This is a genomic window from Ruegeria sp. BG6 (assembly GCF_056538465.1).
This window is the reverse complement of the sequence record NZ_JBQFTB010000008.1, coordinates 193,712-211,055: the sequence shown is the minus strand read 5'-3', so window position 1 is coordinate 211,055 and position 17,344 is coordinate 193,712. Positions and strand designations below refer to the sequence as shown.

Here is a 17,344-nt window from a genome sequence, read left to right as displayed (position 1 = left end):
AAAAGAACCTGGACCAACTACCTTAAGCTTTCAGGTCTTTCCCCATGAACCCCAAAGCACCCTCACTGTTCAGGATATCGACCGCGACATCTAGTGCCTCTTGGTCGGTAATAAACTTATCATCCCAAACGTAACTGGCATCCTCGGCGTCAATCGCTTCCAACGTCCATGTGTCCTGGTTTTCCGGACGGTAGATTTCGATTTCAAACCGAAACCCGTCTACAAACACTGACTTGCATTTGTCTGATATAATCAACTTCGGTTCATCGATATTCATGTCCGTGCTTTCCTGGCTACAGGCTTTGTGGTTTTGCGGATCTGCGGCAGCCTGTGGGTTTCCGACCGTTTCCAGAATATGCCGTAACACCGCATGCCCGACAATTCCACGCGCGCAGAGTTTCCTTGTCCTGTGCGGCGTCTCTCTTCCAACCGCACTCAACTTTCTCTTTGTTTGCCCTGAATACGCGGAGCATCAAGCGCAAAACCAAACAAAGCAGGATGACGCCCAGAAGTATTCCGGCGATGAGCCAAAAGTCCGGGCCGCTGCTCTGCACTGAAGTAGATTTCAAACTGCCTCCAAATGGACACTACCAACCAACCAGATTCACTCATGGTTATGGCCGGTGGCATCTTCAAGCCCAGTATCGATCAGCAAAGCATCAAGCACAATCCAGAACCAGTACGATGGCGGTAGCACGACGCGCCGAACTCGTACCCCCTCATTGAAATCGTAAATCCCCATCAAGGCGCGCCGCATCTCACTTCTACTTGTTCGGCTTGTTCAAATTAGGTCGGTGGAATGAAAAATGCGCTTGCGTTATGACATTCAAAAAACGCAATTCATTTTTCCAGCGGATTTTGAAGGGCTCGTGGGGCAGCACGCCGAACTCAACAACCCCCTCATATCCGGCTGGAGAAACCGGAACGCGCTAAAATCAACACGTGCCGCCCACGGTGAGAAGATCGCATTGTGGCGAAATTGTGTCCACGACTCGTTTTGAAACTCACTGTTCGCCCTTTGGAAACAAACTTTTTCGATGAAGTTTGCAATGTTACGGGAATCCCCCAATTTCGGGCTTTGCTTGAGTTGGGTAGATTGGGGTCAGAATAACCACTTACCCCCTCGTGACGAAGATAGGGGCTGGCCTCGACCCCCTCAGCCAGCCCTTATTCTTGTTCTGGCCACCCCGGCAGATTGTTTGGAACAGGCACGTCATTCCGAACCTGGCAGTCACGTATTGCTGCCCAGTGGTCCTGTGACCCAGCTGTGTACCGCCGTGAATGTAAATCGGCTATCTGCTGTTCAAGGTAAGGCCACCAGTGCAGCTTGATCCTTAGGCCATGGGATTTTGCCCAGGCGCGCAGCGCTGCTTGCCAGTCATCAGCTCTCCGAGATTCAAGTTCCTTGTAAAGGTTAAAGGGGATTCGAAAAGGCCAGTCAGACATGGGGAACAGATAGCGAACTCCTGGAGCTTGTCCAATCGGTATTAGAAGCCTACCGTTGTCTTATGTGCAACCTGTACTCAAACACCATTCCCGCAGAAGCAATGCGCCAGCTGTTTGATGTAGCAGTTGAACATAACCGTCTCGGAAATGCTGAACCGCTGCCCGCAATTTATCCAAAGCAAATGGCCCCGGTTGTCAGGCTGGCCGAGGATGGAAAGCGGGAACTCGTGCAGCTTAGTTGGGGGTTTCGAACCACGAAGAAATCGAAGAAGACAGGGGCAATTATCCAACCTGGCGCTTGGAACAACGCGAGAGATGACAAGGTGCGCTCAAGCGGGCTTTGGCGTGGCAGTTTCGAGGAAAGGCGCTGTTTGGTTCCTGCCAGTTCGTTCTGTGAAGCCAAGGGACGTAGCCCTGCAACTTATTACTGGTTTGCCCTCAAGAGTGAAGAAGACCGCCCGCCTTTTGCGTTTGCCGGAATGTGGCAGACGTCGCGCTATCAGGGCAAGGACGGGCCGGAAGAAGCAGCGACTTACACCGTTATCACCACGACAGCGAATGAAATTGTAGAACCAATACACCCGCAAAGAATGCCGGTGATCCTGAAGCCGGACGACTTTGAGCAATGGATGTCGGGAAACCCTGAAGAAGCCGTAGACCTACTTCAGCCCTACAATGCGGACGATATGCAAATCGTTCGCTGCGGCGAGAGTGAGAAGTCAGATCCGTTGGCCTAAATGCTCCACCCTTTGAGCTTTTTATTCGACCGCTTTGAGCCTAAAGCGGACATACCCAACCTCCGCAAAATGTGTTGCTTGATAAAGGGCAGACTGTCCGCCACTCTTTCCGGATTGGTAGTTTGGGGTTTTGTCATGACGGATAGTTTTGACGTTATTATCGTTGGCGCCGGAAGTGCTGGATGCGTCCTCGCCGCTCGTTTGACCGAAGATGTGAAGCGTTCCGTTTTGCTATTAGAGGCCGGTGGATCGAACGACGACCCCCGGGTTTCCACACCCGCAAAATTTGGCGCTCTCACTAATACACGCTTCGATTGGGCCTTTCGGACAGCTCCGCAGGGCGAACTTTCGGGACGCCAGATCGCTTATCCGCGCGGTCGATGTATCGGCGGCACTGGTTCGATAAACTACATGATATACCTGCGCGGGCATCCGGCAGACTACAACACGTGGTCCCAAATGGGCGCAACGGGCTGGGGATGGGACGGTGTGCTGCCCTATTTCAAGAAGGCTGAGAATTGGGAAGTCGATGGAGATCCGTCGATCCATGGTGACGGTGGCCCGCTGACTGTAACTAAACCAGGCGAGCGGTCGCCCTTAACCGAGACATTTATCGAAGCCTGCCAGCAGGCCGGGATTCCATTTAATGGCGATCTGAATGGCACGGAACTGGACGGCTGCGGTTATTTCCCCGCGACTTTGCAGGATAACCGGCGAGGCAGCACCGCGCAGACATACCTATCCGCGGCGATGGGGCGTCCCAACTTGACCGTTGTGACCGGAGCTACAGTCATGTCGATACAATTTAAGGGCAGTTCTGTGACCGGTGTGAATTATCTTGCCAAGGGAGAACTGAACCATGCAACTGCACAGGAAACCGTCTTGGCGGCGGGCGCCATAGGTTCACCACAGATCCTGCAACTCTCAGGAGTTGGCCCAGCAGACCTGTTGAACAATGTCGGCGTCCCGGTGAAGCATGACCTGCCCGGCGTGGGTGAAAATCTGCAGGATCACTTCCATTACCGCGCCCGTTGGGAAATCGATCAGCCTTTGACCTTCTATGGCCGAAGCGCAGAGCAAGCGGCAGAGGTTGAGCGCCTCTACTCGGAGGAGTCGCGCGGCCCCCTGACAACGAACCACTTTGAGTCTGGAGCATTTCTGAGATCCGGACCCCATGTCGGTATTCCCGACATAGAACTTCTTATGATCCCATATTTCATAAGCTTGGGAGCCCCGGAGTACCGCCCACCGGATCGCCACGGTTTCACAATCTCTGGTTTTCCGACCCGTCCTTGGAGTCGAGGGCGTGTGACTATTGCATCAAACGACCCATTGGATCGGCCCATTATCGATCCTGGATATCTAAGCAATGCGGCGGATGTTGATCTGATGCGCGCGATCATCAAAGAAGCGCGGAAGATTGTAGCACAGGAAGCCTTTTCCAAGCTAAATCCGGTTGAGATATCTCCGGGGGCGGACGCCCAGAGCGACGAAGAACTTCTTGCGGACATTCGTGAGATTTCGTCGACGTCCTTTCATCCCGTTGGCAGTTGCAGGATGGGGCAAAGCGATGATTGCGTCGTAGCTCCTGACTTGAAAGTGCACGGGCTTAAAGGGTTGAGCGTTGCCGATGCGTCTGTGATGCCGCAAATGAACACCGGACATCCCAACGCGCCGGTGATTATGATTGCTGAAAAAGCTGCCGACATGATCGCCGGGCGCGTTTGAGTGAAATAATTGCTAAGCATCAGACAACCGACTTTTTGTGACAGGATCCGGCCCCGACCTAGAACCGCAGACCGAAGCCTATCGAAAAACCGGAAAATCCTTCGGCAACTACACCGTTAAACATTACACGTCCCGCTTGAACGGCTGGCAGACCGGTCAGGCGAGTATCAATCTCAAGTCCTACACCAGCTGTGGCCAGCCAATCGGTGCCAAGAACGGTTTCACTGTCGCCGTGATACAGCACAACACCAGCATCCAGAACGAGTTGTGTTGGGAGTTCGAAGAGATTAACGTTTTCCAGGGGATAGCGATGACGTGAGAACAGGGTTGTTTGGTTTGAACTCGCACTTGCGTTCCCAGCCTCAGGCTCGTTGATCGGGTTAAGATCCAAGAATGTTTGACGGATACGATATTCCCCCTGCCACGATCCAAATTGCGCCTCTCGGAAGATACCAAGCGAAGCACCAACCCCGAATGCGTTTAAGTCTCCGTCGATCAAATCGTTGGAGCTAGATGCCGAACGCAGCAATGGAAAGCCGCCAAGAAAAGCATCCGCAGTCACTTGGCCAAGTGAAAGATGTCCGACCGGACGAACTTTCCACTCGTTTACCAATGGAAATTCCCAACCGATGCCGACCGTTGCTGCCACGCTTGACCAAGTTACATCCAACTCAGTGCCGGGGGCGATCTCTGGAAAGAAGAGTACCGGGTTATATTTTTGATAGGCAACAAGACCCTCTACGTACAGCCCGTTTTCAAGTGGCTTGTAACCTCCTCGCAGTTGCGTCGAGCGTAGACTCTTGGCACCTCCGGAAGCATCAAGAAAAGAAAACGAGGATAAAGTCTCGTTTGGGGTGGCGGCGATACTCAAGACAGACAAAGCCGCTCGCGCTGCGGCCTCAGAGGCATCAGGGTCCACGCTTTGAGCATTGGATGGACTAGTTGAACTTGCAGTTGAAAACACCGCGAATGCAAGAAATCGTCTCAATGTACAGGCTCATTTGTTGGATGAAATGGAAGACTTAGCGATGTCCCTTAAGCATAGCATTGCCGGGATAAGAATGCCCCGCCTTTTTCCATATTTGTTTTGCTGTTAGGCAATTTGGTCTCGATTGTGAGGGTCTCGCCCCCAACTGCTTCCTTAACCGCCTAAGAGGGGACCTAAATTGGGGAATACCAGTCAGCAATGTGAATTGAACTCGTCGCCGCAATGTCCGCTCCGCATTGATAACCCGTATCCAACAAAAAGAGGCAGGTGACAGCTTCGAGCCCAAAGCAGTCACTTCAAAAGGACACGAATTACTCCCGCGCCGCCTCAGTGTACTGCCGACGATATTTCGCTGGAGAAGTGTCAAACCAGCGATGACAGGCACGTGTGAATGCGCTGGCGTTCTTGTACCCCAGGTCGCGTCCGATTTGAGTTATGGAGCGCGTTGCCTCTCTAAGCCCCAGATCAGCGAGATGCTCCTTCGCGCGATCTATTAGTTCCGCACCGTTCGTTCCATGACTGCCAAGTTCTCTCTGCAGCGCCTTTGGATGAACTCCGACAAAGGCAGCCAGCCCGTCCAAACCGGGCCAGTCAGAATAGTCGAACACTCGAAACAGCGCGAACAAGTCCAGCGGTTGTTGCTGCGTGGAAGCATTGTCCGGCTCTGTGTTTCTGAGAAACGGGGATTGTTGCATAAGCCAAGCTGACGGAAACGACATGCTCAAACCCCAGGCGTCGGCTTTCTTCACATTGCGCGACGGCACCAATTCGGCTGGGATAGCGTGAGGATCAAACACATGAATTTCAACCTCGCTTTGATCCCAAACTGTTCCTAATCTCGCCTTCAACATTTCAGACCAAGCAACAACATCCCATGCGTCTGCTTGCCCGGGCGGTTGCGACGCCTTGAGAAAGCGCCTCCCGACCAAATTGGCGCGTTTTCTTTCAACGATCAGTCGGTAGTGCATCGAGACCTGAACCGTCTCGACAAAGTGCAACCAGGCCACCAGCAGATCACCCAAGCTGGGCGTGTTGCTCATGGTGTCTGGAGGCACGAAGCCGGTGCTCCACTCATACTCTCGTGCGATCTCCGCGCAGAGGTATTGATTACCGGAATGCTCTGCTGCTTGTGTCGAGGCTAGATAGACGCAGGCGCTGGGTATTGGTTGGCTTGGTGCGTCGAATACTTCGGGTCGCAGCAAACACCCTTCCAAAATTTGATTGCGATCCGCACCCAACTTGCAGGCTCGGTCAATCACCTCTGCCAAAAATTTTGACTGCATCACTGGAAGCGTCGTTTGGGCGATCAGTGGCTTGTTCAATGAGTTATCCTTACTGGACTAAGAAAACAGAAATTGTCCAGAAATGGCAACATGCGAATTTCCCGCTTCCTGCTAGAGTACATCTAAGGTCAGAATTTACAAATCAGGGAGATATCTTGATGGGTGTCCAATTCTATCCATATGCATCGATCAAGGCTGTTGCAGCCGCTTCGACGCTTGCCATCGTGGGACTTTCGGCGTCACAAAGCGTTGCGCAAGAAGAAGACTTTCCGATCCTATTCACGAACGTCCACGTCTTTGATGGTGTCAATGAGCAGCGGATCGAGAACGCCAACGTGCTAGTGGTCGGCAACCTTATCGCTGAAGTATCTGCCGAGCCTCTTGCCGCAGCGAATGCTCGGATCATTGACGGCGGTGGCCGGACGCTCATGCCGGGATTGATCGACGCGCATGTCCACATGACGATCACGGAACCGCTCGCCGATCTTCGGGACAACTTCGACTGGATGTACTGGGGAGCGGTCTCAACGATCGAAGCGGAAAAAATGCTTCTGCGCGGGTTCACCACGGTTCGTGATGCCGGTGGCCCCGCAATTGGATTGCACAAGGCTATAGAACGCGGCAAAGCCGTGGGTCCCCGCATTTATGCATCTGGGCCGGTGATTTCACAAACCTCCGGACATGGTGAGCACCGGCTTTACAATGAACCGCACCCCAATTTCATGGGCGCGCATCCGTCTTTCTTCAATCAGCACGTAGAGTTTTTGGCAGATGGTGTGCCTGAAACACTTCGTGCGACACGCGAGGCCCTGCGGCTTGGTGCAGTGCAGATCAAAGTCATGGCTGGAGGCGGCGTGTCCTCCAGCGTTGATCCCCTGCATACGGTGCAGGGATTGCCCGAAGAGTTGGAGGCTTCTGTGCAAGCGGCGGCTGATTGGGGAACCTACGTGATGGTGCACGCCTACACAGACGCATCCATCGTGCGCTCCATTGAGGCAGGCGTCATCAGTATCGAACACGGACAACTGATGACCGAAGTCGGTGCTCAGGCCATTAAGGATGCGGATGCGTGGATTGTGCCTTTCTATTCTCTATTGGGTTTGGAAGAGGAGGCCGTCGTCATGGCATTGGGGCCAAGCGCAGGTGCAAAATTCCTAAGCGTGCAGGCCGGTGCGAGAAAACAAATGCAGCTGATAAAGGACTTTGGGATCGAGAACGTTGCTTTCTCAACGGACATCATCGGTGATCCTGTTGCGCTGACCAAGCAGAACGATGAGTTTAAGTATCGTCTTGAAGTCTGGAGCAGCCACGAAATTCTGCAGCAAGCGACGTCGAAGACAGCTGAACTTTTGGCACTTTCTGGTCCGCTCAATCCCTACCAGGATGGCCCCTTGGGTGTAATTTCGGAAGGCGCTTACGCCGATCTTCTGCTTGTGAAAGACAACCCCGTCGAAGACGTTGAACTGCTCGTAGATTACACAAACAACATCGACCTCATCATGAAGGGTGGGGTGATTTACAAGAATACACTCGATTGAGTGTTGCGCGGGGTGAAATAACCTCGTAACCCCGCGCGTCTATTTTCTGAAACCGAAGTGGTCGCTAATTCGCTCTGTCGGGAACGTCTGTTAAGTCCGCAGAGCTGTCATTCAGGCCTGGTGCCGCGAACGGCCACTCCGAGCCCGGAGCAGACGTTCGAAGTGCACTTTTGTCTGTGCTTGCAAAATAGTATTCAATCTAACATTTCTCCAGTTTGGCCGACTCTCAGCGTTCCGCCTTTAGCCACCTCGACATAGACACCCATGTCCGTATGACCCATGAACTTCCGAATAAGATAGGGTATCTTCAAGTCCCGCTTGGCCGTTTGCGGGTTCACTTCAGTGGCTGCACACCTTTTTGTACGCGAGAGTATCTTTAACTCGACATCGCCAAATCTAAAAACTGATCCAACTGCATCCAGCTCAACAAACGAAGGTAATCCGTCTAGCTCAATATTCGCTCGGAAGCGGGCCGGGTGAATTTCTGCGTTCAGTTGTTCGCCCAACTTTTTCACAGAGGCAAGATTCAAAACGGATATCGCGTTCATCATTTGCACTGATACGACAGATACATCTGTAAACCTATGAGGAGTAGAAGAGACAAACTTTGGCAGCTCTGGATCTCTTAAATCGATCTCCGACGAAAGGAACTCTGCCGCCTTCTCCCGATCTTCAGACTCTCGCATATCAAAGCGTCGTGTCTTTCCGTTCGCATTGATCTCAAGTGCCTGGGATTCAATTTCAAAACCGGTCTGAATGCCTGCCAGTGCAGCCTCGTTCAACAAAACGACAAAACGATCTTTCGGCAGTGGCATTGGGTTCTGCGTGTCGAAACCGGAGTTGTAGCGAGCAAATCCGAACAGGCGATCGCCCGGAATGCCCTCTCCTGCTCGCAGCGTCACAGTTCGCATAGGCTCGGAACTCAAGCCTTTTATAGGGTAGCGGTTCAATCGGACGATGGAGAGATTGCTCATACGTCTGCACCTTACCAAAAAGAGTTATGCACGGTCCCGAGTTGTCCGCGCTGTTTGACGCTATCTCGAATTTCCAAAGGTATCGACCAAATAATCTTTGAGCGCTTCAGAAGCGGGTTCGCTGAACCTGTTGGCCGCATGACGGCTGCGCCCATTTAAGTCGATATGACCATTCAATACCTCGCTGCTGAAAATACATGCACATCAAGTTCAAAGAACAATTTCTTAAGGAATCAATAACTAAGAGACAAAATTGGCGATCTCTTTCGGGCTTTTGAGGTACGAACCTCAAAAATATCTGGACTTGAGGTGCGTACCTCAAATAGCCTTGGATGTATGCCGCGATTCGCACATCCTCGATTGACGGCGCAAAAAAGGGAGGAATGGATGACTTACACAAAACTGGCCTCGGCCAGCGCAATAGTCCTTGCCGCTACTACTCTTTCTACCAAGGCAAATGCTGAAGATCTGACGCTCTGTTGGGCTGCATGGGACCCGGCCAATGCGCTTGTTGAGCTATCAAAGGAATTTGAAGCAGAATCCGGCCACACCATGAACTTCGAGTTTGTTCCTTGGCCAAATTTTGCGGACCGCATGCTGAACGAGCTGAACTCTGGGGGTAAGCTCTGCGACCTGTTGATCGGTGACAGCCAATGGATCGGCGGTGGCGCCGAGAATGGTCACTATGTCCAGCTGAACGAATTCTTCGATGCTGAAGGCATCAGCATGGACGATTTCGCGCCGGCCACTGTTTACGCTTATTCGACTTGGCCTAAGGGTACACCAAATTACTACGCGCTGCCTGCAATGGGCGATGCGAATGGCTGGTTTTATCGCAAGGACTGGTTTGAAAACCCCGAAATCCAAGCCGCATACAAAGAGGCAACTGGTCAGGACCTACGCGAGCCTCAGTCTCAGAAAGAACTACTGCAAATCGCCCAGTTCTTCCAGGGTCGTGAAATCGATGGCAAGACAGTCTACGGGGCTGCAATCTTTACTGAACGCGGTTCGGAAGGGATCACCATGGGTGTGACCGGAGCACTGTATCCTTGGGGCTTCAAATACGAAAACACGCCAGGCTCATACGACATGGAAGGCGCCGTAAATTCACCCGAAGCGGTTGAGGCGCTAGAATTCTACAAGGAGTTCTACAAAACAGCGACGCCTCCGGGATATACTAACTCTTACATGGGTGAGAGCTTGGATGCATTTAAGTCCGGTCAGGTCGCTATGGCTATGAACTGGTTTGCGTTCTTCCCTGGTCTATATGCCGATCCCAATACCGGCGGTGACAAAATCGACTTCTTCGTGAACCCACCACAAAATCAGCCAGGCTCGACACTCGGCGGACAAGGTATTTCTGTCGTCAGCTACTCTGACAAACAGGACGCCGCACTTGAGTACATTAAGTGGTTTGCACAGCCGAAAGTTCAGGCAAAATGGTGGGAACTTGGAGGCTATTCGGCACATAACTCGGTGCTGCAAGATCCTGGTTTCGTAGACAGCCAACCGTTTGCCGGTGACTTCCTGCAAGCAATGGCTGGAGTTCAGGATTTCTGGCAAGAGCCTGCCTATGCGGAACTGCTGCTGGCAATGCAGAAGCGCATCCACGACTACGTGGTAGCCGACCAAGGCACAGCTCAAGAAGCGCTTGATCTTCTGATCGAAGATTGGACGGAAGTCTTCGAAGACGAAGGCAAGCTGTAGTCTGGAGGCAGCTAGGAGCGGGTGCAATCCCGCTCCACCTTCACCCGTGAGTTCGAAACCAAAAAGAACTGGCAAAGAGATGTCTGACAGGACCGTAGATCGCGTTGCGCGGGCAACGCCCGAGCGAGTTGCGAGAAAAATCCGCGGGTTATCCGACCGCGCGATCGCCTGGATATTCATCTCCCCAACGATATTTCTACTGCTGGCGATCAATATCTTCCCGTTGATCTGGACCATTCAACTTAGCTTTACGAACTACAAGGCCAACCGGATCGGGCGTGAGGTCAAAGATGTTGGATTGAGGAATTACGAGCGTATCCTGACCGACTCTGACACCTGGCTGAATATGCAGGCGACGGCGCATTTCCTATTCTGGACGATTTTCTTTCAGGTGCTGATCGGGTTTACGCTAGCTTGGTTGATCAACAAGAAATTCAAGGGCAACGACCTGTGGACGACTATCATCGTATTGCCGATGATGCTATCTCCTGCAGTCGTTGGGAACTTCTGGAAGTTTCTGTATCAGCCTCAGATCGGCCTGTTTAACTACATCGTGTCGTGGTTCACTGGCAAGGACCCATCGAGCTTTGAAATGTTAGGGTCGGTGACGTTGGCGCCCTGGGCGATCGTTATCGTTGACACCTGGATGTGGACGCCCTTCGTGATGCTGATCTGTCTGGCCGGGCTGCGCAGCATTCCCGACTATATCTACGAAGCCGCCGAGATCGACAGGGCCAGCAAGCTGCGGCAGTTCTTCACGATCACCATTCCGATGGTCCTGCCGTTCCTGATGCTCGCGGTGCTGTTTCGAGGGATCGAGAACTTCAAGATGTTCGATCTGGTGGTTCAGCTAACCGGCGGTGGGCCGGGTTCTGTAACGGAACTCACTTCGATCAATCTCAAGCGGGAGGCGTTTGAGAAGTGGCGTACTGGCTATGCCTCGGCCTATGCGATCATCCTTTTTGTCACTGTGTTCGGCCTTGCGTCGATCTACGTCAAAGCCCTGAACAAGGTGAAACAGAGATGAGCAGTTTTTCCGTCACCGAACCCTCGAACCGGTCCAAGTGGATCGCAGGTTTTCTGGTCATCGCATATGCGCTAATCACGATGATCCCGCTGGTTTGGATTTTGCTGACTGGTTTCAAGTCTCCAGCCGATGCGATTAGCTACCCGCCAAAGGTTGTCTTTGACCCAACGCTTGAAGGCTACGTCAATCTCTTCACCACTCGCACGCGGCAGACGCAGGAATTTCTAGAAGCCAACCCACCGCAGAACTGGGCCGATGAGATCGTGCGCCAATACGACATGGTGATTGTTGGGCCATCAAAGTTCGGTGAGCGTTTTATGAATTCGGTTATCATCGGATTTGGTTCAACTTTCTTGAGTATCTTCCTTGGCACACTGGCCGCCTATGCGTTCAGCAGGTTTAAAGTCCCGCTTAAGGACGATCTACTGTTCTTCATCCTCAGTACGAGGATGATGCCCCCGGTCGCCGTTGCCATCCCAATTTTCCTGATGTTCAGAAACCTTGGGTTGAGCGATACGCATCTGGGAATGATCCTGTTGTATACGGGCGTGAATATTTCCTTGGCGGTCTGGTTGCTAAAAGGGTTCATCGACGAAATCCCAAGAGAGTACGAAGAAGCGGCTCTAATAGATGGCTACACACGCTTTCAGGCTTTCTACAAAGTCGTGCTGCCACAAGCCGCAACGGGCATCGCTTCGACAGCTATCTTTTGCCTGATCTTCGCCTGGAATGAGTATGCGTTTGCTGTGCTGCTGACATCTGCGAATGCTCAGACTGCACCGCCCTTCATCCCGACCATTATCGGTATCGGTGGCCTGGACTGGCCTGCCGTGGCGGCTGGCGCCACCATATTCCTAATCCCGGTCATGATTTTCACCATCCTCATGCGCAAACATTTGCTGCGTGGGATCACATTCGGAGCCGTGCGCAAATGAGCGATTTTCTAACCGGATTGATGCGGCTCCGCCGCGGCCCATGGGAGATGGTCGCAACTATCCTTATCGCACTGGGTGTCTTCATGCTGATGCAGCCCTTTGTCCTTTGGGCCTTCACCTATTCTTTCATCGTCACGTTGATCGGAACCGTCATGTTTATCATCGTCAGCCATTTCCCGGAGTAGAAATGGCCCAGATCGTAGTCAAAAACGTAAAAAAGATGTTCGGCAATTTCACGGCTGTCCGCGAAAGCTCGTTCACGATTGAAGACGGTGAGTTTTTCATGCTGCTGGGGCCATCCGGTTGCGGAAAGACGACGACTCTACGGATGATCGCGGGATTGGAACTTCCAACATCGGGTGAAATCTATCTGGACGGAGAAGAAATCAGCCAGCGGCCACCGTCGGAGCGAGACATTGCCTTCGTGTTCCAGATGTTCGCGCTGTATCCTCACATGAACGTGCGCAAGAACATCAGCTACCCGCTAATATCGCAGGGTATGCCGCGCCCCGCCGTAAAAGCCAAAGTCGAGGAAGTCGCCGGAATTTTAGGGATAAACGACATACTGGATAGCCCAGTAGGTGGGCTTTCAGGCGGCGACAGGCAGCGTGTAGCGCTTGGACGCGCGATTGTTCGCGAACCCAAGGCGTTCATGATGGACGAACCTCTTGGTGCCCTGGATGCCGAATTTCGTGAGCACATGGCCGAAGAACTGCGCGCGCTTCATGATCGCATGGGCGCAACCACCGTTTACGTTACACACGATCAGTTGGAAGCCATGCAAATGGGGGACAAGATCGTAGTGATGAACAACGCTGTGATCGAGCAATTCGGCACACCTCAGGAAATCTACGACAAGCCGGCTACGATGTTCGTGGCGGATTTTATTGGGTCTCCTTCGATGAACTTCCTGCCGTTTCAGGGAAAGGTCGAACCCGGCTCGGAAATGGTCCGACTGAATGGCCATGACGAAGCCGTGCCCAAGCTGATGGAAGGGGCCGAAGGTGAATTGGTTTTTGGTGTCCGTCCCGAACATGTTTTTCTGTCGGATGCGAGCGCCTACCGGGCCAAGGTTCTGGCAGCGGAATATCTGGGAACCACTCAGATCGTGACGCTGCAAAGCCCGAACGGAGAACTGAAAGCCCGGATTGATGCACGCGAAGTCGTCAGTCCCGGTGAAACAGTAGGATTGGAGTTCCGCTCTCCCGCAGTAACCCTATTTGAAAAATCTACCGGGCGCGCTTTGAGATCCGCTCTGAACGACGAGGTACTAAGCAATGGCTGAAGTCGTTTTGGAGAATATCTCGAAGTCATTCGGCAATCTTAAAGCGGTGGATGATATTTCAATGACGATCCCCAACGGTGCCTTTGTGGTGTTGTTGGGTCCAACTGGTGCGGGAAAAACAACGACGCTGAGATTGATATCCGGACTTGAGAAACTGGATTCAGGAACGGTGCGTATAGCCGGGCGAGATGTTGGAATAGAAACGCCAGCCCAGCGAGATATAGCCATGGTCTTCCAGCAATACTCGCTGTACCCGCATATGACAGTGCGTGAAAACCTGTCTTTCCCTTTGCGTTCGCCGATCCTGAAGACACCAGAGGATGAGATCGCCAGGAAGGTTAACGAAGTCTCGGAGATCCTCCAGATCCCGCACAAACTGGACAACAAAGCCACTGAACTGTCTGGCGGCGAAATGCAGCGCGTTTCAATTGGACGGGCGCTTGTGCGCGACCCCCAGATATTCCTGATGGATGAACCCCTCAGCTCTTTGGACGCCAAGCTTCGGGCGGATTTGCGGGTAGAGCTGAAGAGAATTCAGGCAGATCTGGGATCAACCTTACTCTACGTGACCCATGATCAGGTCGAAGCCATGACAATGGCGACGCATATCGGCGTTTTGGAAAACGGTAGGCTAGTCCAGTACGGTACCCCTCGCGACATCTATGAAAATCCGGGCAGTGTTTACGTAGCCAGCAGGTTGGGCCTGCCACGGATAAACATCCTGCCGTCCGAGTTGTTCGGAGGCGATCACAAAGGCCCACAGATTGGTCTTCGCCCGGAAAACATAATTGAAGGCGAAGGCCGTGAAGCGCGTGTGATACGTGCTGAGCATCTGGGGGATCAAACGCGGCTGCACCTGGACTTGAATGGTCACCCTGTTGTGACTTTGATTGATGTCCATCAGGACTATCCCTCAGGAAAAATCATAAAAATCCGCCCACACAACCCATTGTATTTTGACGCGTCCGGCGCGCGAGTGAATTAAGGAGCAAAAGCATGGCCCAGTTCCTCAATACTAAAGAAACCTTGGTGACAGAGGCCATAGACGGCCTTTTGGCCTCCTCCGGGGGACGACTTACTCGGTTGGACGGCTACCCGCACATCAAGGTTGTTTACAGATCGGACTGGGACAAGTCGAAAGTCGCCTTGGTTTCTGGCGGAGGGTCTGGTCACGAACCCGCCCATGCAGGTTTTGTTGGCGCTGGTATGCTGACAGCTGCGGTATGTGGGGAGGTGTTTGCGTCTCCGTCAGTCGAGGCGGTTCTGGCAGGCATTCTTGCGGTTACGGGTGAGGCTGGGTGCTTGCTTATCGTTAAGAATTACACCGGTGATCGGTTAAACTTTGGGCTGGCGGCTGAACGCGCCCGAGTACTGGGTCGTAAGGTGGAGATGGTCGTTGTTGACGATGACATCGCCCTACCTGACCTACCGCAACCACGTGGCGTAGCAGGCACGTTGTTCATACACAAAATCGCTGGAGCGCTTGCTGAAAGTGGCGCTGACCTAGAAACCATTACCAATGCAGCAAGAAGCACTATAGCGAAGGTCGTAAGCATCGGAATGAGCCTGGACACCTGTACCGTTCCGGGATCTCCAAAAGAAGACAGGATTGCCCCGGGCAAAGCAGAACTCGGCTTGGGCATCCATGGCGAGCCCGGAGTACAGCAAGTCGAATTCTCAAATGCTGTATCAGCCATGTCCACAGTGGTGGAGAAGCTGAAGCAAAGGGTTGGGTCTGGGGATTGTGCGGCGTTGGTCAACAACCTCGGTTCTACGACTCCGCTAGAAATGGCTGTCCTCACGCACGCCTTGTCCGAGACTGGTATTGCCCACCATATCATTGGCCCAGCACCAATGATGACCTCGCTGGATATGCATGGGTTTTCTGTTTCTATTCTGCCTGTAGGTCAGGAAGATTTATCAGCACTTAAAGCTCCTGTTGATCTGGCGGCTTGGCCCGGCGTCAATTCCATCGACCCGATAAAAGTAGCGCCTTTGCCTGATGGTCTGACTCCTATCGATCCAATTCCTTCGAACAATCCCGGCACAAGGGAAACGATCACGCGGTTGTCTGAACTGCTAATCAACGCAGAGAATAACCTGAACGAGTTGGACGCGAAATCCGGAGATGGCGATACAGGAAGCACACTGGCCACTGCCGCGAGAGCATTGCAAGGTAGCCTTGACCGCATGCCGCTTGCTGATCTGACACAACTTTTCCCGGCGTTGGGCAATGAGTTAAGCCAGACAATGGGTGGTTCTTCCGGCGTGATACTTGCAATCTTCTTTAACGCAGCTGGAGATGCCTGTGCGAGCGGGGCTTCGGTACCGAAGTCTCTGATTGAAGGTCTGAATCGCGTCAGCCAGGTCGGGGGTGCCAAGGTCGGTGACAGGACAATGATTGACGCCCTGGCACCGGCACTTGCCGCACTGCCAACTGGTCTGACGCATGCGGCCGACGCTGCCCGCGAAGGCGCGAATAACACCGCAAATATTCGTCGTGCGAAGGCAGGCCGCGCGGCTTATGTTCCCGAAGAAAACCTAGTCGGACATAACGATCCCGGCGCTGAGGCTGTTGCTTTGTTGTTTGAAGGCTTAGCGCGGGAGGTTGAGGGCTGAATAACAGGTGGAAGACAAAAAACAAAAACTAGAATTGGTAAAGAAGCCAACCGTCAACGACCTCGCGCGCGTCGCCGGTGTCAGTCTCGCGACTGTTGACCGGGTCTTGAACAGGCGCCCCGGCGTGCGGGCCGTTACCGTGCAGAAAGTACAAAAGGCAATTGATGAGCTGGGGTATGTGCGCGACACCGCAGCGGCCAACCTTGCGCGAAACCGAGTTTACAACTTCCTCTTTGTTCTGCCGGACACGGACAACGAGTTTGTGGAGGCAATCAACAGTCAGATCGCAGAACAATCCCGTGACCAATTTATCGAGCGGACTCGTATTGCGATAAAAAAGGTAGCTCCGTTCGAGCCGCAAGATATCGTCAATATTTTGAATGCTGTCGACAGTTCGGATATTGATGGAGTTGCCGTTTTTGGGCCCGAAACGCCGTCTGTTCGCGATGCAGTAAAAAGGCTCAGAGACAAAGGCGTTCCTGTGGTTGCATTAGTGTCTGACTTGCCCAGTTCTGAGCGAGACCATTTTGTGGGAATTGATAACGTTTCGGCAGGACGAACCGCCGCTCAGCTGATGGGACGATTTGTGCATCGCGATGGTAAGGTCTTGGTTCTTACAGGATCCCGTTTGGCTCGTGACCACCTCGAGCGTCGTCAAGGCTTTGATCTTGTTGTGGCTGAGGAATTTTCGCACCTCGAAGTCGTAGCCTCTGTCGAGGGTCGAGATGACCCGGATCTGATTTACAAGATGATGCCCGAAATATTTGAAACCTACCCCGATCTGGTCGGAATATATTCCTCAGCAGCGGGCAACGCAGGTCTGATTCAATTTCTGTCAGAGAACAAGCTCAGCAAAGATCTGGTGATCATTGCTCATGAGCTTACTCCGCTCAGTCGTGAGGCGCTTAAGCTCGGTACATTTGACGCCCTTATCTCGCAAGACACTGGGCACATTGTTCGTTCAGCCGTCCGCCTTCTGCGTGCGACTTCAGACAAAGTTCCATTCAACAAAGCTCAGGAACGAATCCGTATCGACATCTATCTGAAGGAAAATTTACCGCCATAGAGGCTTAGGTT

Annotated in this window: 15 protein-coding genes; 11 read left to right on the top strand and 4 right to left on the bottom strand. The window is 52.8% G+C overall.

Annotation, left to right across the window (positions count from 1 at the left end; genetic code table 11):
• Window positions 1-22 precede the first annotated feature (22 nt).
• Complete coding sequence (locus ACR0JW_RS15500) at window positions 23-277, bottom strand: hypothetical protein (RefSeq protein WP_480714153.1); 255 nt, start codon at window positions 275-277, stop codon at window positions 23-25.
• A 1,231-nt stretch (window positions 278-1,508) separates the two neighbouring features.
• Here ACR0JW_RS15500 and ACR0JW_RS15495 point away from each other — a divergent pair.
• Together ACR0JW_RS15495 and ACR0JW_RS15490 are read left to right on the top strand one after the other, a co-directional pair.
• Window positions 1,509-2,183, top strand: coding sequence for an SOS response-associated peptidase (locus ACR0JW_RS15495; RefSeq protein ID WP_170681431.1), 675 nt, complete (start codon window positions 1,509-1,511; stop codon window positions 2,181-2,183).
• Window positions 2,184-2,195: 12 nt separating this feature from the next.
• Window positions 2,196-3,911 carry a GMC family oxidoreductase gene (locus ACR0JW_RS15490; RefSeq protein ID WP_480714152.1) on the top strand — a complete coding sequence of 572 codons (1,716 nt, stop codon included), beginning with the start codon at window positions 2,196-2,198 and terminating at the stop codon, window positions 3,909-3,911.
• A gap of 58 nt (window positions 3,912-3,969) precedes the next feature.
• Here ACR0JW_RS15490 and ACR0JW_RS15485 read toward each other — a convergent pair whose 3' ends face one another.
• Window positions 3,970-4,830 (bottom strand): hypothetical protein, encoded by an 861-nt coding sequence (locus ACR0JW_RS15485; RefSeq protein ID WP_170681427.1) that lies wholly within the window; start codon window positions 4,828-4,830, stop codon window positions 3,970-3,972.
• Between the two features lie 380 nt (window positions 4,831-5,210).
• On the bottom strand, window positions 5,211-6,221 hold the full coding sequence (locus ACR0JW_RS15480) for a helix-turn-helix transcriptional regulator (protein WP_170681425.1): 1,011 nt from the start codon (window positions 6,219-6,221) through the stop codon (window positions 5,211-5,213).
• Between ACR0JW_RS15480 and ACR0JW_RS15475 the strand changes: the two genes are divergently transcribed.
• On the top strand, window positions 6,221-7,720 hold the full coding sequence (locus ACR0JW_RS15475) for a metal-dependent hydrolase family protein (RefSeq protein WP_480714151.1): 1,500 nt from the start codon (window positions 6,221-6,223) through the stop codon (window positions 7,718-7,720). The two genes, ACR0JW_RS15480 and ACR0JW_RS15475, sit on opposite strands and share 1 nt — an antisense overlap.
• Window positions 7,721-7,914: 194 nt before the next feature.
• On the opposite strand, the gene ACR0JW_RS15470 is transcribed toward ACR0JW_RS15475, so the two are convergent.
• The gene (locus ACR0JW_RS15470; RefSeq protein ID WP_170681421.1) at window positions 7,915-8,694 is read right to left on the bottom strand and encodes an MOSC domain-containing protein; all 780 of its coding nucleotides are present in this window, start codon (window positions 8,692-8,694) and stop codon (window positions 7,915-7,917) included.
• 387 nt (window positions 8,695-9,081) lie between these two features.
• Here ACR0JW_RS15470 and ACR0JW_RS15465 point away from each other — a divergent pair, with 387 nt between their 5' ends.
• From ACR0JW_RS15465 to ACR0JW_RS15430, 8 genes are all read left to right on the top strand, one after another.
• Window positions 9,082-10,401: an ABC transporter substrate-binding protein gene (locus ACR0JW_RS15465; RefSeq protein ID WP_170681419.1), complete on the top strand. Its 1,320-nt coding sequence runs from the start codon at window positions 9,082-9,084 to the stop codon at window positions 10,399-10,401.
• A 79-nt stretch (window positions 10,402-10,480) separates the two neighbouring features.
• Window positions 10,481-11,428 carry a carbohydrate ABC transporter permease gene (locus tag ACR0JW_RS15460; protein WP_170681417.1) on the top strand — a complete coding sequence of 316 codons (948 nt, stop codon included), beginning with the start codon at window positions 10,481-10,483 and terminating at the stop codon, window positions 11,426-11,428.
• The gene (locus ACR0JW_RS15455; protein ID WP_170336529.1) at window positions 11,425-12,363 is read left to right on the top strand and encodes a carbohydrate ABC transporter permease; all 939 of its coding nucleotides are present in this window, start codon (window positions 11,425-11,427) and stop codon (window positions 12,361-12,363) included. The genes ACR0JW_RS15460 and ACR0JW_RS15455 overlap by 4 nt, the downstream gene beginning before the upstream one ends.
• The gene (locus tag ACR0JW_RS15450) at window positions 12,360-12,548 is read left to right on the top strand and encodes a hypothetical protein (RefSeq protein ID WP_010442360.1); all 189 of its coding nucleotides are present in this window, start codon (window positions 12,360-12,362) and stop codon (window positions 12,546-12,548) included. Before ACR0JW_RS15455 ends, ACR0JW_RS15450 begins: the two co-directional genes overlap by 4 nt.
• Window positions 12,549-12,550: 2 nt before the next feature.
• Window positions 12,551-13,648: an ABC transporter ATP-binding protein gene (locus ACR0JW_RS15445; RefSeq protein WP_170336530.1), complete on the top strand. Its 1,098-nt coding sequence runs from the start codon at window positions 12,551-12,553 to the stop codon at window positions 13,646-13,648.
• A complete protein-coding gene (locus ACR0JW_RS15440) occupies window positions 13,641-14,633 on the top strand; it encodes an ABC transporter ATP-binding protein (protein ID WP_170681415.1) in 993 nt (330 codons plus the stop codon). The genes ACR0JW_RS15445 and ACR0JW_RS15440 overlap by 8 nt, the downstream gene beginning before the upstream one ends.
• An 11-nt stretch (window positions 14,634-14,644) precedes the next feature.
• The gene (locus ACR0JW_RS15435; RefSeq protein ID WP_170681413.1) at window positions 14,645-16,267 is read left to right on the top strand and encodes a dihydroxyacetone kinase subunit DhaK; all 1,623 of its coding nucleotides are present in this window, start codon (window positions 14,645-14,647) and stop codon (window positions 16,265-16,267) included.
• A 7-nt stretch (window positions 16,268-16,274) separates the two neighbouring features.
• Window positions 16,275-17,333: a LacI family DNA-binding transcriptional regulator gene (locus tag ACR0JW_RS15430; RefSeq protein WP_170681411.1), complete on the top strand. Its 1,059-nt coding sequence runs from the start codon at window positions 16,275-16,277 to the stop codon at window positions 17,331-17,333.
• Window positions 17,334-17,344 lie beyond the last annotated feature (11 nt).